Annotated in this window: 19 protein-coding genes; all 19 read right to left on the reverse strand. The window is 39.1% G+C overall.

Annotated elements, in window-relative coordinates; genetic code table 11:
* Positions 1-119: 119 nt before the first annotated feature.
* Positions 120-3,203, reverse strand: a complete 3,084-nt coding sequence (locus tag D569_RS0102185; RefSeq protein ID WP_018930759.1) for an efflux RND transporter permease subunit — start codon at positions 3,201-3,203, stop codon at positions 120-122.
* 2 nt (positions 3,204-3,205) lie between these two features.
* Entirely contained in the window at positions 3,206-4,066 is an 861-nt protein-coding gene (locus D569_RS0102190) for an efflux RND transporter periplasmic adaptor subunit (protein WP_018930760.1), read from the reverse strand.
* Between the two features lie 21 nt (positions 4,067-4,087).
* Positions 4,088-4,930 carry a TetR/AcrR family transcriptional regulator gene (locus tag D569_RS0102195; protein ID WP_018930761.1) on the reverse strand — a complete coding sequence of 281 codons (843 nt, stop codon included), beginning with the start codon at positions 4,928-4,930 and terminating at the stop codon, positions 4,088-4,090.
* Between the two features lie 226 nt (positions 4,931-5,156).
* On the reverse strand, positions 5,157-5,480 hold the full coding sequence (locus D569_RS0102200) for a hypothetical protein (RefSeq protein WP_018930762.1): 324 nt from the start codon (positions 5,478-5,480) through the stop codon (positions 5,157-5,159).
* A 175-nt stretch (positions 5,481-5,655) separates the two neighbouring features.
* The gene (fabZ, locus tag D569_RS0102205) at positions 5,656-6,072 is read right to left on the reverse strand and encodes a 3-hydroxyacyl-ACP dehydratase FabZ (protein WP_018930763.1); all 417 of its coding nucleotides are present in this window, start codon (positions 6,070-6,072) and stop codon (positions 5,656-5,658) included.
* A 541-nt stretch (positions 6,073-6,613) separates the two neighbouring features.
* The gene (locus D569_RS0102210) at positions 6,614-6,907 is read right to left on the reverse strand and encodes a DNA-directed RNA polymerase subunit beta (protein ID WP_018930764.1); all 294 of its coding nucleotides are present in this window, start codon (positions 6,905-6,907) and stop codon (positions 6,614-6,616) included.
* A 28-nt stretch (positions 6,908-6,935) separates the two neighbouring features.
* A complete protein-coding gene (locus D569_RS0102215; RefSeq protein ID WP_018930765.1) occupies positions 6,936-7,766 on the reverse strand; it encodes a flagellar hook-basal body protein in 831 nt (276 codons plus the stop codon).
* An 18-nt stretch (positions 7,767-7,784) separates the two neighbouring features.
* A complete protein-coding gene (locus D569_RS0102220) occupies positions 7,785-8,609 on the reverse strand; it encodes a flagellar hook-basal body protein (protein ID WP_018930766.1) in 825 nt (274 codons plus the stop codon).
* A 154-nt stretch (positions 8,610-8,763) separates the two neighbouring features.
* Positions 8,764-9,762 carry a rod shape-determining protein gene (gene mreB / locus D569_RS0102225; protein WP_018930767.1) on the reverse strand — a complete coding sequence of 333 codons (999 nt, stop codon included), beginning with the start codon at positions 9,760-9,762 and terminating at the stop codon, positions 8,764-8,766.
* Positions 9,763-10,053: 291 nt separating this feature from the next.
* Positions 10,054-10,344, reverse strand: a complete 291-nt coding sequence (gene spoIIID / locus D569_RS0102230; protein ID WP_018930768.1) for a sporulation transcriptional regulator SpoIIID — start codon at positions 10,342-10,344, stop codon at positions 10,054-10,056.
* A gap of 311 nt (positions 10,345-10,655) precedes the next feature.
* On the reverse strand, positions 10,656-11,693 hold the full coding sequence (locus D569_RS0102235; RefSeq protein WP_018930769.1) for an AimR family lysis-lysogeny pheromone receptor: 1,038 nt from the start codon (positions 11,691-11,693) through the stop codon (positions 10,656-10,658).
* 199 nt (positions 11,694-11,892) lie between these two features.
* A complete protein-coding gene (spoIIQ, locus tag D569_RS0102240) occupies positions 11,893-12,783 on the reverse strand; it encodes a stage II sporulation protein SpoIIQ (RefSeq protein WP_018930770.1) in 891 nt (296 codons plus the stop codon).
* Positions 12,784-12,841: 58 nt separating this feature from the next.
* The gene (gene spoIID, locus D569_RS0102245) at positions 12,842-13,900 is read right to left on the reverse strand and encodes a stage II sporulation protein D (RefSeq protein WP_018930771.1); all 1,059 of its coding nucleotides are present in this window, start codon (positions 13,898-13,900) and stop codon (positions 12,842-12,844) included.
* Positions 13,901-14,093: 193 nt separating this feature from the next.
* Complete coding sequence (gene murA / locus D569_RS0102250; protein WP_018930772.1) at positions 14,094-15,398, reverse strand: UDP-N-acetylglucosamine 1-carboxyvinyltransferase; 1,305 nt, start codon at positions 15,396-15,398, stop codon at positions 14,094-14,096.
* Positions 15,399-15,433: 35 nt separating this feature from the next.
* On the reverse strand, positions 15,434-16,153 hold the full coding sequence (locus D569_RS0102255) for a YwmB family TATA-box binding protein (RefSeq protein ID WP_018930773.1): 720 nt from the start codon (positions 16,151-16,153) through the stop codon (positions 15,434-15,436).
* A 74-nt stretch (positions 16,154-16,227) separates the two neighbouring features.
* Positions 16,228-16,461, reverse strand: a complete 234-nt coding sequence (locus D569_RS0102260; RefSeq protein WP_018930774.1) for a DUF1146 family protein — start codon at positions 16,459-16,461, stop codon at positions 16,228-16,230.
* A gap of 450 nt (positions 16,462-16,911) precedes the next feature.
* Positions 16,912-17,310, reverse strand: coding sequence for a F0F1 ATP synthase subunit epsilon (locus D569_RS0102265; protein WP_018930775.1), 399 nt, complete (start codon positions 17,308-17,310; stop codon positions 16,912-16,914).
* A gap of 40 nt (positions 17,311-17,350) precedes the next feature.
* Positions 17,351-18,754, reverse strand: coding sequence for a F0F1 ATP synthase subunit beta (gene atpD, locus D569_RS0102270; RefSeq protein WP_018930776.1), 1,404 nt, complete (start codon positions 18,752-18,754; stop codon positions 17,351-17,353).
* A 42-nt stretch (positions 18,755-18,796) separates the two neighbouring features.
* Positions 18,797-19,660, reverse strand: a complete 864-nt coding sequence (gene atpG / locus D569_RS0102275) for an ATP synthase F1 subunit gamma (RefSeq protein WP_018930777.1) — start codon at positions 19,658-19,660, stop codon at positions 18,797-18,799.
* Positions 19,661-19,869: the final 209 nt, after the last annotated feature.

The following is a 19,869-nucleotide window of genomic DNA, read 5'->3' on the forward strand; positions in this document are numbered from 1 at the left end:
CCCAGGAAGAGCACCCCTTGTTCCCTGGAAAGGGAAATATCCATGGTAGATCATATTTTAAAAAGAAAAATCTGAACACCATTCCCGTTCTATCCGGAAATGATTGTTCAGATTATTCGTTACGCTTCTTTCTTTTTCTTCCCTTTTCTCGTAAACCATCCTTTAATACGCTCTGATAGGTTATCAAAGTACGTATAAACGACTGGAATTAAGACTAGTGTAAAGACGCTGGATGTCAATAAACCGAAAATGACAGTTATGGCCATTGGCTGTTGCATTTCCGCACCTTCACCATATCCTAACGCTAATGGAACCATTGCTAGGATTGTCGTTAAGGTTGTCATTAAAATAGGACGCAACCTTGTTTTTCCGGCTTCGACAATGGCTTCGTGTCGATCCATTCCTCGATTCCTTAGAATATTAATATAATCGACTAGCACGATCGCATTGTTAACTACTATACCGGCGAGCATAATTACCCCGATAAAGGCGGTGATGGATAACGGTTGACCGGTAATGAACAGTCCACCAAACACCCCTATTGCTGTTGCAGGCATGGAGAACATAATGATTAATGGGTGCAGGAAGTTTTCAAATTGAATTGCCATAACGGCGTATACTAAGAAAATCGATAATACTAAAGCCAGACCTAAGTCAACAAAGGCTTCTGTCATATCTTCCGCCTGACCGCCGATCGAATAATCATAATCTTCTGGGAAGTGCATAGAATTTAATGCACTTTTAACATTTTGAGATACAGTACCTAAATCACTGTCGACAATACCAGATGAAATATTAACTTGTCGTTCCTGGTTCTGACGTGAAATGGTCGCGGCACTTTGTACTTGTTCGAAATCCGCAATCGTTGATAAAGGAATCGTCGTTCCTTCTTGATTTTGAACCAATAAATTTTCTAAATCATTAATCGTTGAACGTTGCTCTTCCGGATACATTAATTTGACATTCATTTCTTCTCCGGCTTCACGATACTGCATGATCGTCTGGCCAATAAAACCGACCTGTACTTGGCTCATTACTTCTTGATAGCTTAAACCATATTGCGCTGCAAGCTCACGATCAACTTGAATCGCAATTTCTGGTTGTGTATCAGATAGAGATGATGTTGGATTGTAGACACCTTCCACATCTTCTAGTACCATCAGCACCTGATCTGACAGTTCCTGTAACACTTCCGTTTCTGGTCCTGAAATTTGGATTTGGATCGGATCGCCTAATCCGGCACCAGAACTTGCTTCGCTAACAGTAATTTCCGCTCCAGCAATATCTTGTAACTGTTCATCTAATTGTTGTACAACGGATATTGTTGTTTGATCTCGTTCATCTGCAGGTACTAATTGTATTTGATAGGAAGCATCAGAACCACCAGTCATCAACGCTTCTTCCGAATTACCACTACCGACCGTTACATAACTGACATCAATGACATCATCGTAATCTGCCAATATGCCATTCACTTGTTCGGTGATCGCAAGACGTTTCTCCTCATTTGTACCTGTTGGTGTTTCTACTGTGATACCTAACTGGCCTTGATCACCTTCTGGAATAAAGGCAGTACCAATAAACGGCAGTAAAGAAACACTTCCAATGATGGCGACAATCGTAATCAAAATCGTTGTTTTTCTTAATTTCAAGGCTTTTTCGATCACTCGTTGGTAGCCATTCACTACTTTTTGTAAGAATCGATCGAACCAGTAACGACGACCATTATCCTCCATAGCTTTCGTTAAAAGTTTAGATGATAACATCGGGATGAGCGTAACCGCAACCGCTAGTGATGCAATTAATGCAAACGAAACCGTTAATGCTAATGGTGTAAATAATTCCGATGCCATCCCTTCAACGAAAACGATCGGTAAAAATACTACTAACGTTGTCGTTGTTGATGCAATTACGGCTGGTGCAAGCTCTGAAGCACCTTTTATCGCTGCATCTTTGATACCATATCCTTTTTGCCTGTAAGAGACAATATTTTCGAGAATAACGATGGAACTGTCGACCATCATCCCGATACCGAGTGCAAGACCACCCATCGTTAATACATTCAATGTTTCACCGGTGAAATATAACAGTACAAACGTGGAAACAATCGCAATTGGGATCGACACCCCGATAACGAGAGTTGCTCTAACACTTTTCAGGAATAGTAGCAATACTAATAACGCGAAAATCCCACCAAAAATCATATTTTGAATAACAGAATTGATCGATTGTTTAATAAAGTCTGACGTATCAACGACTACATCGAGACTTACACCTTCTGGCATCTCTTGATTCAAATCATCAATTGCAGCTAATACATTGTCTGATACTTCCACTGTGTTACCGTCTGATTGTTTGAGAATGCTTAACACAACGGCTGTCTCATTATTGACAAGGGTTGTACCATTTTTTTGTGTTGTATCATTGACATCTGCCACATCTTCGACTGTTATTTGTGCACCTTGTGGTGTCCGAATAATCGAATTGGCAATATCATCTACTGAATTAAATGTACCATCTACACGTAACTGTAAATCCTGCTCACCACGTTGAATCGATCCTGCTGAACCAGATTGATTAGCACCTTGCAACGCCTGCTGAATCGCTTGGGTTGATACACCATATTGCATCATCGCCGCCCGGTCTAATTCTAATTCTATAACTCTTTCTTCTCCACCTTCGATACTGACAGAAGCAACACCGCTTTGTCGTTCAAAATATGGTTGAATGGTGTCCTCTGCTACTGTTTGTAATGTGTTCGTATCACTGCCTGTTAAGCCAACCCACATAATTGGCATTTGATTTGGGTTAAAGCGCAGAACACTTGGATCATTAGCACCATCTGGCAGTGCCGCTTTTACTTGATCTACACTTTCCCGGACCTCCAGTAAGGCATTATCGAGATCCGTGCCATTTTCAAACATAATAATTACTAAGGAAGAGCCTGTTTGTGATTGTGATTGAATCGTGTTGACCCCTTCAATCGAGCTAAGGCCACCTTCAATCGGTTCTGATACTAGTTTTTCAACCTCTTGAGGTGCGGCATCTGGATAGTTGGTCGCAACCACTGCAATTGGTAAATCAATTTCTGGAAACAGGTCTATCGCTAAATTCCGAACTGATATTACACCCATTGCAATAATAGCGAGGACAATCATGATGACCCCGACTGGCCGTTTAACCGATGTATTGACTAGTTTCATGATTAATCCTCCTCTACTACACTAATTTTACTGCCATCTACAAGGGTTAATTGTCCACTTGTAATGATTTGGTCTCCTTCATTAAGCTCTGCTTGAATAGCTGTTAATTCGGACTGTGTTGCCTGAACATCTATTTCTACTTTTTTAGCTGTATCATCTTCTACAACATATACATACGTATCATCATTCTCTTCAACTAATGCTGCTGTTGGAATTAGTAATGAATTTTCAATGACGGTATCTTCTAACACGACAGTAGCAATGACACCTGCTTTGTAATGGGTTGTTTCATTATCGAATGACAAGTCAATTGGGAATAGTCCCGCTTCATTGGCAGCGTCTGCTACATATTCAATCTCTGCTTCAAGTGTTTCTTCTTCTGCACTTTGTAATAACAGGGTTACTTCCTTCCCTTTCTCAAATAAATCTAGTTGTACGTCAGGTACTTGTAATTGAACAGTTAACTGTTCCAAATCAATGATCGTTGCTAATGGATCTTGATTGGAAACCATCGAGCCTTCTTTTGCTTCCAACTGAGAGATAACCCCATCTGCCGGAGCTTCTACGGTGATGTTCCCTTGTGGACTAGAGATGATTGCAATGTCATCATCTTCTTCCACCTTGTCTCCATTTTCTACTTCTAGTTCGTCGATTTCACCCGCTACAGAAGGAATAACAGGGGTTGTTTGATTTGGCATCGTACGTCCATAGAAATTACGTTCCATGACTAGGTCACCTTTCGTTACTTCTCCTGTTTCGACTGGTGTTACGCGCTCTACTTGCTCTTCTTCCTCATCGCTGTTTTCCGAACACGCAACTAATGTGATGATAACAATCATCAGTAAAAATAATAAACGCTTCATCTTCTTGTCCCCTCTCAATATTTATAAATATGTTTTTAACGATTGAACAATTGGTTTAATCGTTGCATAAGATTCTAAATGCTCAATCATACTTTGAAAGATAATTTGTTTAGGTTCTTGCTTTTGCCATTCTTCTTCTAGTACATGTAATGCTTCTGCTATTTGCTGTCTTTCACCTCTTTCTAGGTCTGTGATTTGACTTTTTATTTGCTCGATGACAGCTTGAAATGACTGGTCACTCTTTTGCTTGAATCGTTTCAAATCCTGATATTGAAATACAGGAGGCGCAGAATTCGTTAAAATGCCTTGCACCAGAATATCGATATTTTTGGTGATATAACCCGCTAATTGGTCCGGATCGAAGGAAAGGTCATGAATCGCAATCCATTTAAAATAACCACTCATCACCCCATCGGTTAGGATGATGGCATCTACTATGTATGGCTTTATTTCTTCACCATAAATATTAATTAAGCGATCTTCCATCCAATCATAGCTCTGCTTATGTAGATTTAAAATCAATTCATCCTTCTTATCGCCAAGGTGGACATTTTCTCGAAAATGCATCATCAGGTATTCCTTGTGTTCTTTAAACAATTGAAGAAATGCGCTAACCTGCTTTGTGAATTGGTCAAAAGGTTTACCTGTTTCCTGGTGCATATTACTCAATTTTTGAAGAACTCTCTCTGTATAATATTTGTAAATTTCGACAAACAAATCATCCTTCGAATCAAAATGTAAGTAAAATGCTCCTTTGGAAACATCACTTTGATCAGCAATTTCTTGAATGGAAGTAGAGTGGAAGCCCTTTTCCGAGAAGAGTTTCAAACTCACTTCAATCATGCGCTTCTTTTTACTGTCCATGTCTTTGCAGCGCCTCACTTTCTCTAGTACGATTTCCCCTTTATAAATGTTTCATTTTTTTATTTTTGTGAATGACTGGTCAGTCAGTAGTATACTATACCAGTTATCAAGTTGAATATCAATGGATAAAGGTTCTGATAATTAATGGCAAAACAATAAACCCTGCTTCGCTTGAAACAGGGTTTTAGCTTATTACTTTAAGTTGACTGCTTTTGATGGTGATCAATTATTCCTGTGGATTATCTTCATCATCAATTGGACCTTCACCATTCTCAACAGCATCTTCCATGTTCTCTTCGGCTTCGTCTAAGTTCTCTTCCACATTTTCACCTATGTCTTCTCCGGTTCCACCATCAGCGCCACCGTTTGTACCACCATTGCCACCTTGTTCGCCACCATCTGGAGCTTCATCAGTTGGAGCTTGTTCTTCTTGTTGTGGCTGCTCTTCTTCAAGCGGTTGTTCTTCTTCATTTTCATTTGTCGCACAACCAGCTAATAGAGCCAGTGATAATAACAAAGCTGAAAGATACTTAACGTATTTTAATTCCATGTGATATCCTCCTTTAAGTCGTCTTCAATGGTAGGTTAACCAAATAATCTACAAAATATGCCATAAATTTTATTTATATTTTTGTAGGGATTTTTCGTTTTTGGATGGGAGGAGTTGATGCAAATAGAGGGTGCTAAGGACAAAAAAGAGAAGCTTTGCAAAGCCTCTCTTTTACTTATTTCACTGCAAATGTAATTTCCGCTTCACAAGCAAGTTCACCGTCTACTGTTGCAACGGCTTTACCTTTTCCGATCGGTCCTTTTATACGGATAATTTCGACTTCAAGACGGATTTGATCTCCTGGTTTCACTTGACGTTTGAAACGACACTTGTCAATTCCTGCAAGAAAACCGATTTTACCTTTGTTTTCTTCTTTGCTCAAAATCGCAACCGCCCCAACTTGTGCTAATGCTTCAACAATTAATACACCAGGCATAACAGGATAGTCCGGAAAGTGCCCCTGAAAAAATGGTTCATTAATCGTTACATTCTTTTTGCCGACAATCCGTTTATCATCTTGTTCAGTGATCGCATCCACTAACAAAAATGGATAACGGTGTGGGATCGTATCTTTAATTTGTTCAATATCCATATATGTATGACTCCTTTCTTTTCTCCACTAAAGTATATCAAAAAGAGCAGAAAAAATCATAGCTTGACTAGTGGCTTTCATTGAAGCTTCCGGGGATATCTTTATATTTCCTCGGAACAGAGCGCCTTTTCCACGGAAGAGAAGGGTTTTTCCTCGGAGCAAAGTTGCTCTTCCGGGGATAATGGTTCCGCTTCCGGGGATATTTACTTCTCTTCCCGGGATATCTCCATATTTCCACGGAACAGAGCGCCTTTTCCTCGGAAGGGAACGGTTTTTCCTCGGAGCAGCGTTGCTCTTCCGGGGATAATGGTTCCGCTTCCGGGGATATTTACTTCTCTTCCCGGGATATCTCTATATTTCCACGGAACAGAGCGCCTTTTCCTCGGAAGAGAAGGGTTTTTCCTCGGAGCAAAGTTGCTCTTCCGGGGATAATGGTTCCGCTTCCGGGGATATTTACTTCTCCTCCGGGGATATCTTCATTTTTTGATGCTTCTAAAGGAAATAAAAAACACGTGAAAATCACGTGTTTCAGTAAAAGTTATTATTCTTTAACGAAATCGATAATATGTTGCCAGGTTTCCCATTTTAATACATCTAACGGGCTGCCATCTCCAAGTATGCTAAAACCTACAATAAGACCGATCATTAAAGCAAATAAACTTAGCACGATAATAATCAACACCTTCGCCCAAATTGGTATGAGGCGACGGACGTATTTTTTCTCTTGTTGTTTTTTCTTATCAGCTCTTTTTTCCTTTTTCGTCTGTGTCTGAGCTTTTTTTTGTTCATCTGCTTTAGTTGTATTTTTATTTGTTGCTTTTGTTTCCTGTGACATACGGGATGACTCCTTATTAAAAACTACACTATCTCAACTGATTAATGAGGCCTCTCATTTGGTCATGCATTGAGATGGTTCGTGCATTAAATTGATATGCTCGTTGCGTTTCGATCATATCTGTTGTTTGTTTTGCTAGGTCTACATTGGAAGCTTCCAATGAGCCACTTTCCATTCTTACATCAGCTAATCCAACTCCGTTGATAATTTCCTCAAACGGATAATTTTCAAGCGACTGTTCAGATAGACGGAATAAACTGTCCCCTGCAGCTTCTAACAATCGCGGACGAACTGCTTCGACAATCTCCAATTGGCCTTCAACAGCTTGCACACCATTACGTGTTACATTGATCGTACCGTTTTCCTCAATTTTCAGATCGTCCATATTATTAGCTAAGACAATCGGTTCTCCACTAGCTCCAAGAACCGGATTTCCATCAGAAGTAACGAGCATCACTTGATCATCTTCCAATGGTGTTAAATAAAAGTTACCAGCTCGTGTGTAACGAACTTCTTCTTCACCATTTTCATTAACAGCTACCTGAAAGAGATGGTTATCTTCCAACAAAGCAACATCAAGGTTACGATCTGTTACTTGTAGGGATCCTTGGTCAAAATTAAAATTGGTATGACCTAGTTTTGCACCATTCCCAACACGTAATCCATCTGGTGTTAATCGTCCTTGTGGATTAGTGGGATCAGTCTCGGTGTTGATTTGCTGAGACAATAAAGAAGAAAAGTTGGCATCACGATTCTTATAGCCTGCTGTATTAACATTCGCAATATTATTCCCGATATTATCTAATCGTTTTTGTAATTGCCCCATCGCTACAGCAGCTTGGAAGGTCATTCTTGTCATTTACTTCTACCCCTTTTGTTATCCAAGTCTTGCAATTTCATTGACTGCCTTGTCTAAACTACGATCGTATTGTTGAACTACTTTTTGGTTTGCTTCAAAACTGCGGTATGCTTGCATCATATCTGTCATCGTTTGTGCGGCATCCACGTTTGAATTTTCTAAATGGTTCTGTTGGACATTGAATTGTAAGCCGTCCACACCTCTGGCATCTACTAATGCCGCACCATCTTCTGCAAGTTCAAATAAATCTTCTCCGTTTTTCACTAAATCATTAGGATTGGCACTATAAGCGATCCCAAGTGGCGCTTCGCCATCGTCTAGTTGGACCATACCTTCCGGTGTTACGGTAAATGCTAAATTGTCCGTATTGATTGGATTCCCTTCATCGTCTAAAACATAATAGCCATTAGACGTTGTTAAATTCCCTTCACCATCAACGGTGAAATTACCGTTTCTCGTATAACGGATATCTCCTTCACCATTTTGCACCGTGTAAAAGATAGATCCTTCTTCATCTGGTGTTTCACCTTGTACTAGTGCCATATCAGTAGAAACACCGGTTTCCTGAAGGCTTCCTTGTACGAAATCAGGTATCGTTTCATGTACATATACACCGGTGTTAATAGCCCCGATTTCAGTCATGGTCGGTACACTAGTACCCTGCGAATTGGGAATATCACGGTTTTCCATACGTTGGATTAATAACTCAGGAAATGCTCTTAATGGTGTTTGATCTTGTTTGTATCCAGGAGTTTGTGCGTTGGTCATATTATTGGATAGCACTTCCTGTCTTCGTTGCTGTGCCATCATTCCATTTGTAGCTGTGTAAAAACCTCTAAGCATGAGTCGAACTCCTCTCCTAATGACGCAAAAAGCTTGTTTATGTCTAGTTCCAGCAACTAGCGACTAGTGGACTTTTCTCAGCTCTGTACAATAAGTCCACTGCAGTTTCTTCGTCACTATCGCCTAGTCCAGGCGCATACGCTTTTCTTATGTATTAAACAATCGAACGTTCTAGTTTATCAATATTGTCTAACATAATGCCTGTACCTTTTGCCACACAATTCATTGGTTCTTCCGCTAATAGCACAGGTACCTTTAATTCTTCTGCCAGTAATTGATCTAAGCCATTTAGTAATGCACCACCACCGGTTAGAATAACACCTCTGTCAATAATATCTGCTGATAATTCTGGTGGTGTTTTTTCTAAAACGGTTTTTGCAGATTGTACAATTAATGAAATCGATTCTCTCAACGCTTCTTCTACTTCTTCGGAACGGATCGTAATCGTTCTTGGTAACCCTGTTACCATATCACGACCGCGAATATCGATTTCTTCTTTGCGAGCACCTGGAAATACAGTTGCGACATTCACTTTAATATCTTCTGCTGTTCTTTCACCTATTAATAATTTATATTTACGTTTTACATATTGAAGAATTTCACCATCGAATTTGTCCCCAGCCATTTTGATCGATTGAGCCGTTACGATATCTCCCATCGATAGTACAGCGATATCTGTTGTTCCACCACCAATATCTACGACCATGTTCCCGCTTGGTTGGAAAATATCCATACCTGCACCGATTGCTGCTACTTTTGGTTCTTCTTCTAAATAAACTTTTTTACCGCCGGATTTTTCCGCCGCTTCTTTGATTGCTTTTTGTTCTACCTTTGTAATGTTAGTTGGGCAGCAAATGAGCATTCTCGGCTTTGATAGAAATCCTTTGACATTAATTTTGTTAATAAAATATTTTAGCATGGATTCTGTCACATCAAAATCTGCGATGACTCCATCTTTAAGCGGACGAATCGCTTCGATATTGCCTGGTGTACGGCCAACCATACGGCGTGCTTCTTCCCCAACCTCTAATACTTTACCGGTATTGCGATCCATCGCAACAACGGACGGTTCATCCAGTACAATACCTTTTCCCTTCACATGAATAAGTACATTCGCAGTTCCTAAATCTATTCCAATATCTCTTGAAAACATGAACGATTATCCTCCCTATTTCATTACCTTACTTGAGATTTATGTCGATCAATTAATGATGTTTATGTAAGCTGCTAGTAGATGTCTTTTCTCTATTATGGTACATAATACCTCTAATTATATATAATATCATAAAATGCTCGATATCGTTAGATATTTCCATAAAAAATGTCGTTATTTTTATATTTTTATGGAATTTTTGCGAAAAATAGTTGATAGCAAGGAGTATCTGTTATTAGTATGGTGTTAATCTGAAGGTATATGTATGAATTAGAGAGGATATCATTTGGGTTATTTAGTTAATAGTTCTTCTGTTTCTGGTGGTACTTTTTTACCATTAAGCTGATATTTCATTTTGGTTGCTTCTCCACCTCGCAGGTGTCGAATTGCTTTATGGTGGCTTAGTATGTTTTTGACTTCGTTTGCCAGTTCGGGATGTATTTCGGGTAATCGTTCTGTCAGGTCTTTGTGTACTGTACTTTTGGAAACTCCAAATTCCTTGGCGATAACTCGAACCGTCTTCTTCGTTTCGACAATGTACCTTCCAATCCTTAATGTTCTCTCTTTGATGTAGTCATGCACATCACTCGCCTCCCCAAAGTTGTCAGTCCAAGGTGTGAACAGAGACAAGTCCTACTTATAAAATTATCCACAATACCGACGAATAGCATCCTCACCTTAGACAAATAAAAGATAATTTGTACCATCATATTAAACAGCACATCCCATTATGACAGTAAATTTTGCGTCAACATACGGGCGAGAGAGGATTGGAGTTTGAAAGAAAAAGAGTGATGGCTCTCGCCACCACTCTTTTTAACCGATATCACCGTAATCTGGATCACACTTTTTTACGAACTTTATAGACATTTCTCCCACTCCCCATATTTTCTTTATATTCCTAAACCTTCTGAAGCCTTAAGTGGCAACCTTGCGAAAAAGTGATCACTCCTTTTCTCCATAAAGTATTGATAAGAATATATGAAAAAATGTTGCTTCTTTGTTGCTAAGCCTAAGTAATATTGTGTAAACGGAGTTATCATGTCTAGCTGTTCTAACATACTAATTGCTAATTCACTGTTCCCTCTCGCGATCTCCAAGTGAGCCCTTTCGATAGGATCCTTGGTGGAAACTCCTTCCACTCTACCAAAATGGGCACAAATAAATGGATACGTATGGGAATCGATATATTCTAATGTATCTTGATCATCTAAGCAATTAGCAATGTACTTTGCTTCTTCGATATGATAAACACTAGATTCAAAATCTTCATATATATAACTGAGTGCTAAGTCTAGGTGGAGGCGTGCTTTTAGTTTGATATGATGAGGCATTTGTAACGCTTCATAGGCGTTCTTTCTTGCTAAGATTAGTTCATTTCTTTTCCAATAGTAGTGAAATAATAAGTTCTTCATTCTAATTTGGAAGAATGTTATAAATAGTGGATTATCTAGATGACGTAGATATTTCTGAATTTTATTTAGGTAGTAACCGATTCGTTCATAGTTATATACTTTCTTATCTATTTCAATATACAAAAAGTATTTTAGACATCTTAATTCAGGGTGTTGAACGGAAACCGATTTCGACTGAGTTCTTATTTCATGAACAGGTTTTCCATTTTTTAAATCTAGCATGAATTGATAAAGTATCGCTAGTGCTTGATTTAATGGATTCATACTTTCCTTGTTCACTTCTATAAAATATTGTAATTCGTGATAGCATTGGTTAATATCAAAATACTCTAGAGCTAACCGTTTATCTAAGTCAGAGTTGCTTTGATAGAGGAATTCCTTTGCTAATTCCAATTGTGCTGCTTCGTCACTATCTAGGCTGATCATGGTTAAAAATTGAGGAAATTGCAGTTGCTTCTCTGATTCAAAATAGTCGCGCATTGTCCCGATCCTGTTTTTTGTATTTGTTTGTACCATAATCTATCTCCTTTCACAGTTACTTATTATTTCATAATCGAGAAATTATGCAATAGGTTTTTTGATAGAATCGTTCGTCAAATAGTTATCGATATCGACACTATTTGATTATTTTTCATAGCTTGTAAGTAGAATATGTAAGAATAGCGTTGAAAAATGAAAAATCTCCCTACCTTTTTCACAGGTAAGGAGATTTCGCTTACGCATGTTCCATTGCGCTTGATGATTCTGTGTCATTTTCAGCATCTGTATTGTCTTCTGATTCTGTTGTGTTTTCATCTTCAGCTGAACTGTCATCTTCTGTCGGTGTTTCATTTTCCTCTGAGCTTTCTTCTTGCTTCTCTTCATCTTCTGTAGCTGGTTCCTTGTCTTCTTCTTCACCCTTGTCAGGTCCGACAATTTTATTAATTGGTTGATTAATAAAATGCTCTGGGTTGACTGGTGTTCCATCTTTTCTCACTTCAAAGTGAACGTGGACACCATTGTCTTGACCGAGTGTGTTCTGTCCAGCTGTTCCAATGGTTTCTCCTTGCTTGACTTCTTTACCCTCTTCAGCGAAAACTTCATCTAAACTAGCATAGTATGTGGAAACCCCATGCTCGTGCTCCATCTTCACCACATTACCTAATAATGGATCTTGCTTCACTTCTGTTACCGTACCAGACAATGATGCTGTCACATCAAATGCCTCATGGTCAGCAGTGGAGATAGCAATCCCATCACTTTGATAGAATTTGTTTTGGTGTGAAATGAGCGCCTGTTCTTGTTCTTCTGCATCTGCTCCATAATCATAAAATTTGGTCACGATTTCCACTTGCAAGTCTTCTGAAACTGGCATCTCTAGTACTTCCTGTTGTTGCATGACAGTAGTTGCGTCTTCTTCATCTTGTGCATCTTGATCGTCTCTTAGATCATCTAGTTGATTTTCCATGTCCTCTGCTAGGTCTGGACCTTGATTAGCAGCATTTTGGTACCATAGAACCCCTGTTAAAAGTAGAGCAGCTACCGCTAGATATACAGCAGGAAAAAACCATCTTTTCTTGAAGATACGTTTCCAACTATTTTTTGAAACGTTCTTGTTTTCCTCCATTATGCATCACCTCAGCAACCATTGTGATCATAAAGAGGAAATTTTATACATGTTTTTTTTATTTTTTTGCTAAAAGGGTTGGAGTTGCTTGTTCTAACGTGCTTACTTGTACCCCCTGATAGTAATGTTCGATGATTTCTTCATAGGATTTCCCTTCTTGTGCCATCCCATTTGCGCCATATTGGCTCATCCCTACGCCATGACCATTACCTTTCGTTGTAAAGACATAATGATCATCTTTTCTAGTAATTGTGAAATCACTAGATGGCAGCTGAAGATAGTCACGGATATCGCGTCCTGAGAAGGTCTTTCCACCAATTGTTGCTGTATCTACTCTTTTACTTTCTGTTCTTGTCAACTGAAAATCTTCTACCGAATCGGAAAGATTGATGTTTAATTTATCTTCCAATTCAGCTACCGTAAATATTTTCTGGTCAATAAATTTAGGGGATATTTCTTCATCCCAAGGACTTTCAACTGATCGTAAATACGGCAGTTGATCTGTCCAATAATCTTCGGAGTTTTCTGTATAGCCATTACTGGTCGAAAAGAACGATGCGGTAATTGGTTCATTACTATACGTAATAATCTGCCCTTGGGTAGCTGCGACAGCTTCGGTAATTTTGTCGATTTTCCAATGGTAGTCACTACCCCATACTTGTCTTAGTTCATCTGTATTTTTATAAACTTGATGTTCAATGGTGTCATTCACATCAGCGCCACCAGTAAGTTCCTTCCTATTTTCCTGCATCAGAAAGCGAACAATAAAGGTTCTTGCTGCTAATGCCTGTGCTTTTAATGCTTCGATTTCAAAATCTGCAGGCATTTCGGAGGCAACCACATGCGTCACATACTCTTCTAAAGGGACTTGTTCCACTTCATTTGATTCCGTTCGTAATACATGGACATCAAAAGGAGATTCTAATGAAATGTCTTTTTCCTCTGCTGAATTGCTGACTGTCTCTGTTTCTACAGATGCTTGAGTTGAATCATCCCCTGTGAAAGGTATAACAATAAGTGTTGGGATGATAAACATGAATGTGAGTAATGTGGAAATGATGATGATAGTTGGTAATTTCCAGTTAGTTGATGTTTGTTTGTTTTGCCACCTGGCCATGGCTAACCTCCTCTGTGTTTCTTATGTTTCTACTCTATCTTATTCACAAGATTAGGAGAATAGAACAATGAAAAACTTAAGAAGTGAAGTATAGAAAATAGGCTTGGACAATTATTGTCATGCTAACAGTTTGTAGATTGCTAATGTATAATAAAAAGAGGACTAGCTTCTATTAAAAGCTGTCCTCTTTTTATTATTGTACTTCTACTTGGTGTACTTCAGTTATAATAGTAGTTTCTCCTTGATTGACTCTTTCAATGTCAGCTCCCAAGTTAGCAAATTTCTCTGTAATATCCACATATCCTCTGTCGATATGGTGTAGAGAAGTTACACGAGTATACCCTTCTGCTACCAATCCTGCTAAAATTAAGGCTGCTCCAGCGCGTAAATCAGTCGCAGCGACTTCTGCCCCTTGAAGACTAACAGGCCCCTCTACGATGACGCTACGCCCTTCAATTTTTAATTTAGCATTCATTCTACGGAATTCCTCAACATGCATAAAACGGTTTTCAAAAACAGTTTCTGTAATCACACCAGTACCTGATGCCTGTAACATCAATGCCATCATTTGTGATTGCATATCTGTCGGAAATCCTGGATGTGGTAATGTTTTGATATCCGTAGCTTTTAGTCTCTTTGGTCCGATAACACGGATACCACTTTTCTCTTCAATGATTTTAACACCCATCTCTTCCATTTTGGATACAAGGGCACGAATATGCTCAATTTCAGCGTTTTCTATTAAAACATTACCACCTGTAATAGCTGCTGCTACCATAAATGTTCCTGCTTCGATACGGTCTGGAATAATCGTATGCTCTACTCCACGAAGCTTGTCGACACCTACAATTTTAATTGTCTCTGTGCCTGCACCTATAACATTAGCACCCATTTTGTTTAAATAATTGGCTAAATCTACTATTTCCGGTTCTTTTGCAGCATTTTCAATGGTTGTTTTCCCTTTTGCTAGTGCTGCTGCCATCATAATGTTTTCTGTTGCACCAACACTAGGCATATCTAAATAAATTTTAGCCCCTTTTAATCTATCTTTTGTAGAGACTTCGACAAAGCCATTGCCAACATGGACATCGGCCCCCATAGCTTCAAATCCTTTTAAATGCAGATCAATTGGTCGTGATCCAATTGCACAGCCACCTGGTAATGCAACCTTCGCATGACCATATCGTGCTAAAAGAGGTCCTAAAACTAGGACAGATGCACGCATTTTTCTTACATATTCAAAAGGCGCCTCCGTTAATAATGGTTTAGTTGCATCCACTGTTACGGTATTCCCTTGATAGTCAACTTCTGCATTCATATGCGTTAAAACTTGGTTTATTGTGTGTACATCTGCCAATGCAGGTACTTCGTGTATAATGCTTTTTCCTTCACTTGCGATTATGCTTGCGGCAATGACAGGCAGTACGGCATTCTTTGCTCCTTCAACTTTTACAGTACCATTTAACTGCCTACCACCACGTACGATGATATTTTCCAAGGCTCATTCTCCTCTGTAGACCATATTCATTATTATTAGTATTCATGTATTAGGATAGGTGTTCCTATAGTGATAGTTGTCCGATCTCCTATCCGCTCTCTTACTGCGATTTGCAAATTAATTTCTTCATCATTTAGCTGCAATTTATTATTCCATTTTGGTGTATAGCCAGTCCACGTATAAAAATCTGGCTCTTTTATTTCGTCGGTTATTGTCATATTCAGTCGCGTTTTTACAAAATTTATAAAACAAACAATATCTATAATACCATCTTTCCAGGCTTCAACACAAGAAAAATATTGTGCATTTTTTGTAAATAAGCCATTAGTAATTGTTTTTATTTTCTCTTTATAAACTTTTAGTACTTCCGGTGCTGTTTCAGTTGCTGTAATCGTATAGATGACCTGATATTGTTCCTCCTGTTCATTTGTGCGCACTAGTAAAATTGATTCGGTAATTCCATTGTTTTCTTGTCGGTCTGAACTAAATTTAAGCCGATTTTTATCTTGATCTTTTTCTTGTATATCAAGTTGATACCCGTTAATTTCAGAAATAAAACTTTCTATGTCCGCTATTTCCATTTCTTCTTTTATAGTAGTTTGCAAGTTTGATAGTTGAAGATCCTGCTCTTCCACTAATTCTATCAATTCGTCTATTTCCTTTTGATTTTCTATATTTGTTTTTGTCTCAGTAAGTAATTGATCAACAGAAAACATCATGCCAACAGTCGCTAATAATATAAAAAAATACTTCATTTCCCGCACTCCTTTTTTTATTAAAAGTATTGGCAGGAAATAAAGTATTCATACTCTTTTTTATTATTTTAAGCTTAAAAAAGGTAGATTAATTGTTGGGACCACTGTAAGAAGTCTAAGAAAAAGTTACTAACGGTTGAACCAATTGCTATCGTGATGAAGATAACCAATATCCTCGCTTCAAACACTTTATTCTTTCTAAATAATTCGTCGAAATTCAGAGCTTGAAGGACTTGCCATGTAATCACGATAAAAATGAGATGAGATAACATCCCGATCAAGCCTTCTTGCGCCAAACTTTGCATCATAATATATCCCTCGTTTACTTGTTTTTCTCTATTTTAACATATATATTAACGATTCGCCTTAATTGGATATCCTTCGATATTTCCCGGGAAATTTAGCTAAAATACTTTTTATTTAGGTATTAGGCTGGGTCTGCATTCCATTTTATACCATTTCCAGGATTGTATTGGGGCTAAAGGGTGGCTATAAAAATATGAGTACTTTATTTAGTAGATGTGAAAGTGTCGATCTGAGAAATGTGGTGAACTTTCGACAAGAGAATTGTTCTCCTCTTTTTCGTAAGAATGGGATGTGTGCACTACTTTTAGATTTATTTGCAACTTGGGGGATTTATTTGCAACTTGGGGGATTTATTTGCAACTTGGGGGATTTATTTGCAACTTGGGGGATTTATTTGCAACTTGAAAAGAGGCTGCGCTCAACCATTCGGTTGAGGCAGCCCCTTTTCCTTGTTATCTATTTTCTACGACGTCGATTCGGTTTAAGGCACGTTTAAGTGCTAATTCTGCCCTTCTGAAATCTATTTCATCTTGCTTAGCTTGTAAACGACGTTCTGCTCGTTCTTTCGCTGCACGAGCACGCTCGATATCAATATCGTCAGGTCGCTCTGCTGATTGTGCAAGAATTGTCACTTTATCAGGACGAACCTCAAGGAATCCTCCACTTACTGCAATTCGTTGTGGACTTTCCCCTTTTAAGCGCACTGCACTAATGGACAGTGGTGCAACGAGCGGAATGTGACCTGGTAAGATCCCGAGCTCTCCACTCTCAGCTTTACAGCTAACCATTTCAAATGAATCTTCCAGAACAGGGCCATCCGGAGTAACAACACTTACTGTTAGTGTATTCAACAGAACCCCTCCTTAGGCTGGAATAAAAGCTAAAGGCGAATTACGCCATTTGCTTTGCTTTTTCTACTACTTCTTCGATGCGACCGACTAAACGGAATGCATCTTCTGGAAGGTCATCATATTTACCATCAAGGATTTCGCGGAACCCTTGAACAGTTTCCTTAACTGGTACATATGAACCTGGTTGACCTGTAAATTGCTCTGCAACGTGGAAGTTTTGCGATAAGAAGAACTGGATACGACGCGCACGTGATACAGTAAGTTTATCTTCATCAGATAACTCATCCATACCTAAGATTGCGATAATATCTTGTAGTTCTTTATATTTTTGTAATGTTTGTTGAACTTCACGCGCAACATTGTAGTGCTCTTCCCCTACTACTTCAGGGTCAAGGGCACGAGATGTAGAGGCAAGTGGATCCACCGCTGGGTAAATACCTTGCTCTGATAATTTACGATCAAGGTTTGTTGTTGCATCTAAGTGAGCGAACGTTGTAGCTGGTGCCGGGTCTGTATAGTCATCGGCAGGTACATAGATCGCTTGGATAGATGTAACAGAACCTTTGTTAGTTGATGTAATACGCTCTTGTAATTGACCCATTTCTGTTGCAAGTGTTGGTTGGTAACCAACGGCAGATGGCATACGACCAAGAAGTGCCGAAACCTCTGAACCTGCTTGCGTAAAACGGAAAATGTTATCAATGAACAATAGCACGTCTGCACCTTTTTCATCACGGAAGTACTCCGCCATTGTAAGACCTGTTAGTGCTACACGCATACGTGCTCCTGGTGGCTCGTTCATTTGACCGAAGACCATCGCTGTTTTAGAAATTACGCCTGAGTCTTTCATTTCATAGTAAAGGTCGTTACCTTCACGTGTACGTTCCCCTACACCAGCGAATACGGAAATACCACCGTGTTCTTGTGCGATGTTATTGATCAGCTCTTGGATTAGTACGGTTTTACCAACACCCGCACCACCAAATAAACCGATCTTACCACCTTTAATATAAGGTGCTAATAAGTCTACTACTTTAATACCTGTTTCTAAAATTTCTGTTTCTGTTGCTAAGTCTTCAAATTGTGGAGATTCGCGGTGAATTGGATCACGACGAACATCTGCACCAATTTCTTCGTCCAGGTCAATTTTCTCACCTAAAACGTTGAAGACACGACCAAGTGTAACGTCACCAACTGGTACTGAGATCGGTGCGTTTAAGTCTGTTACTTCTGCTCCACGTTGAACACCTTCTGTAGATGACATCGCGATTGTACGTACAGAGTCATCGCCTAAGTGAAGGGCAACTTCTACTGTTAATTCTTGCGCTTCACCGTTCACATCATACTGTACTTTTAACGCGTTGTAAATTTCAGGGAGATGGCCGTCTTCGAATTTAACGTCGACAACCGGCCCCATAATCTGAATAACGTGTCCTTTTGCCATCGATTTCCCTCCTAACTCAAAATTTACTACCGTACGATTGTATTATTCTAATGCGGCTGCCCCACCAACAATTTCGGTGATTTCTTGTGTGATCGCGGCTTGTCTTGCACGGTTGTACTGTAATGACAAGTCATCAATAAGTTCATCCGCGTTATCTGTTGCACTTTTCATAGCAGTCATACGAGAAGCATGCTCACTCGCTTTACTGTCTAATAGTGCACCGAAGATCAAGCTCTCCGCATATTGTGGCAATAATACATCTAATATTTCTTGTTGATTTGGTTCATATTCATATGCGCTCTTTGTACCACTAGATTCTTCTTGTAGGTCTGTAAGTGGTAAAAGTTTTTTCGATGTTACTTTTTGTGAAATCGCACTGACGAAGTGATTATAGAAAATCACTAGTTCATCAATTTCTTCATCAATAAAAAGTTGCACCGTTTCAGACGTTAAGTCTTTTATATCAGCAAAATTAGGTTGATCTGAAAGACCAGTGATCTCCTTAAGAACTGGAATATCACGTTTTCTGAAGAAATCGCGGCCCATTCGTCCTACTGCGATAACGGCATATTCATCTTTGGATTGATGCTTCTCTTGAATCGTGCGATAAACTTCACGAAGTATTCCACTGTTAAAAGCTCCTGCTAGACCACGATCTGCCGTGATAACAAAATAGGCTGTCTTTTTTACCTCACGTGTCTGAAGCATTGGGTGCTCAGCATCCTGACCACTACCAGCAATGCTGTTAACCACTTCTTTAATCTTATCGCTGTATGGATCAAAAGCTTTGGCAAATTCCTCTGCTTTACTTAATTTAGATGCAGATACCATGTGCATGGCTTTCGTGATCTGTTTCGTCTTTTGTGTGGAATTAATCCGTGTTTTGATATCTCTAAGAGATGCCACGTTGTTTCACCGCCCTTTCCTAAAAGGTTGACGCTATTACTTATGAAAGAAAACTTTCGCTTTTCTGTCTAGCTTAGAGTGTCCAGAAACTAGTGACTTTCTTTCAGCTTCGTACGATAAGTCATCATCCGTTCCTTCGTCACGGTGATTCCTTTATCTCCTACACTTCAGTTCAAGTCATACGTTTCTAAACGGACACTTCGCTTTTC

The organism is Gracilibacillus lacisalsi DSM 19029, assembly GCF_000377765.1.
GTDB lineage: Bacteria > Bacillota > Bacilli > Bacillales > Amphibacillaceae > Gracilibacillus > Gracilibacillus lacisalsi.

What these genes read in the sequence shown, in the direction of transcription:
- spoIIQ (WP_018930770.1), bottom strand. Translation starts at nt 12,783, where the DNA reads ATGGAGGAAAACAAGAACGTTTCAAAAAATAGTTGGAAACGTATCTTC.
- D569_RS0102235 (WP_018930769.1), bottom strand. Translation starts at nt 11,693, where the DNA reads ATGGTACAAACAAATACAAAAAACAGGATCGGGACAATGCGCGACTAT.
- D569_RS0102260 (WP_018930774.1), bottom strand. Translation starts at nt 16,461, where the DNA reads ATGATGCAAAGTTTGGCGCAAGAAGGCTTGATCGGGATGTTATCTCAT.
- spoIID (WP_018930771.1), bottom strand. Translation starts at nt 13,900, where the DNA reads ATGGCCAGGTGGCAAAACAAACAAACATCAACTAACTGGAAATTACCA.
- D569_RS0102215 (WP_018930765.1), bottom strand. Translation starts at nt 7,766, where the DNA reads ATGACAAGAATGACCTTCCAAGCTGCTGTAGCGATGGGGCAATTACAA.
- D569_RS0102210 (WP_018930764.1), bottom strand. Translation starts at nt 6,907, where the DNA reads ATGTCACAGGAAACAAAAGCAACAAATAAAAATACAACTAAAGCAGAT.
- D569_RS0102220 (WP_018930766.1), bottom strand. Translation starts at nt 8,609, where the DNA reads ATGCTTAGAGGTTTTTACACAGCTACAAATGGAATGATGGCACAGCAA.
- fabZ (WP_018930763.1), bottom strand. Translation starts at nt 6,072, where the DNA reads ATGGATATTGAACAAATTAAAGATACGATCCCACACCGTTATCCATTT.
- D569_RS0102195 (WP_018930761.1), bottom strand. Translation starts at nt 4,930, where the DNA reads ATGGACAGTAAAAAGAAGCGCATGATTGAAGTGAGTTTGAAACTCTTC.
- D569_RS0102185 (WP_018930759.1), bottom strand. Translation starts at nt 3,203, where the DNA reads ATGAAACTAGTCAATACATCGGTTAAACGGCCAGTCGGGGTCATCATG.
- D569_RS0102190 (WP_018930760.1), bottom strand. Translation starts at nt 4,066, where the DNA reads ATGAAGCGTTTATTATTTTTACTGATGATTGTTATCATCACATTAGTT.
- atpD (WP_018930776.1), bottom strand. Translation starts at nt 18,754, where the DNA reads ATGGCAAAAGGACACGTTATTCAGATTATGGGGCCGGTTGTCGACGTT.
- mreB (WP_018930767.1), bottom strand. Translation starts at nt 9,762, where the DNA reads ATGTTTTCAAGAGATATTGGAATAGATTTAGGAACTGCGAATGTACTT.
- D569_RS0102200 (WP_018930762.1), bottom strand. Translation starts at nt 5,480, where the DNA reads ATGGAATTAAAATACGTTAAGTATCTTTCAGCTTTGTTATTATCACTG.
- D569_RS0102255 (WP_018930773.1), bottom strand. Translation starts at nt 16,153, where the DNA reads ATGAAGTATTTTTTTATATTATTAGCGACTGTTGGCATGATGTTTTCT.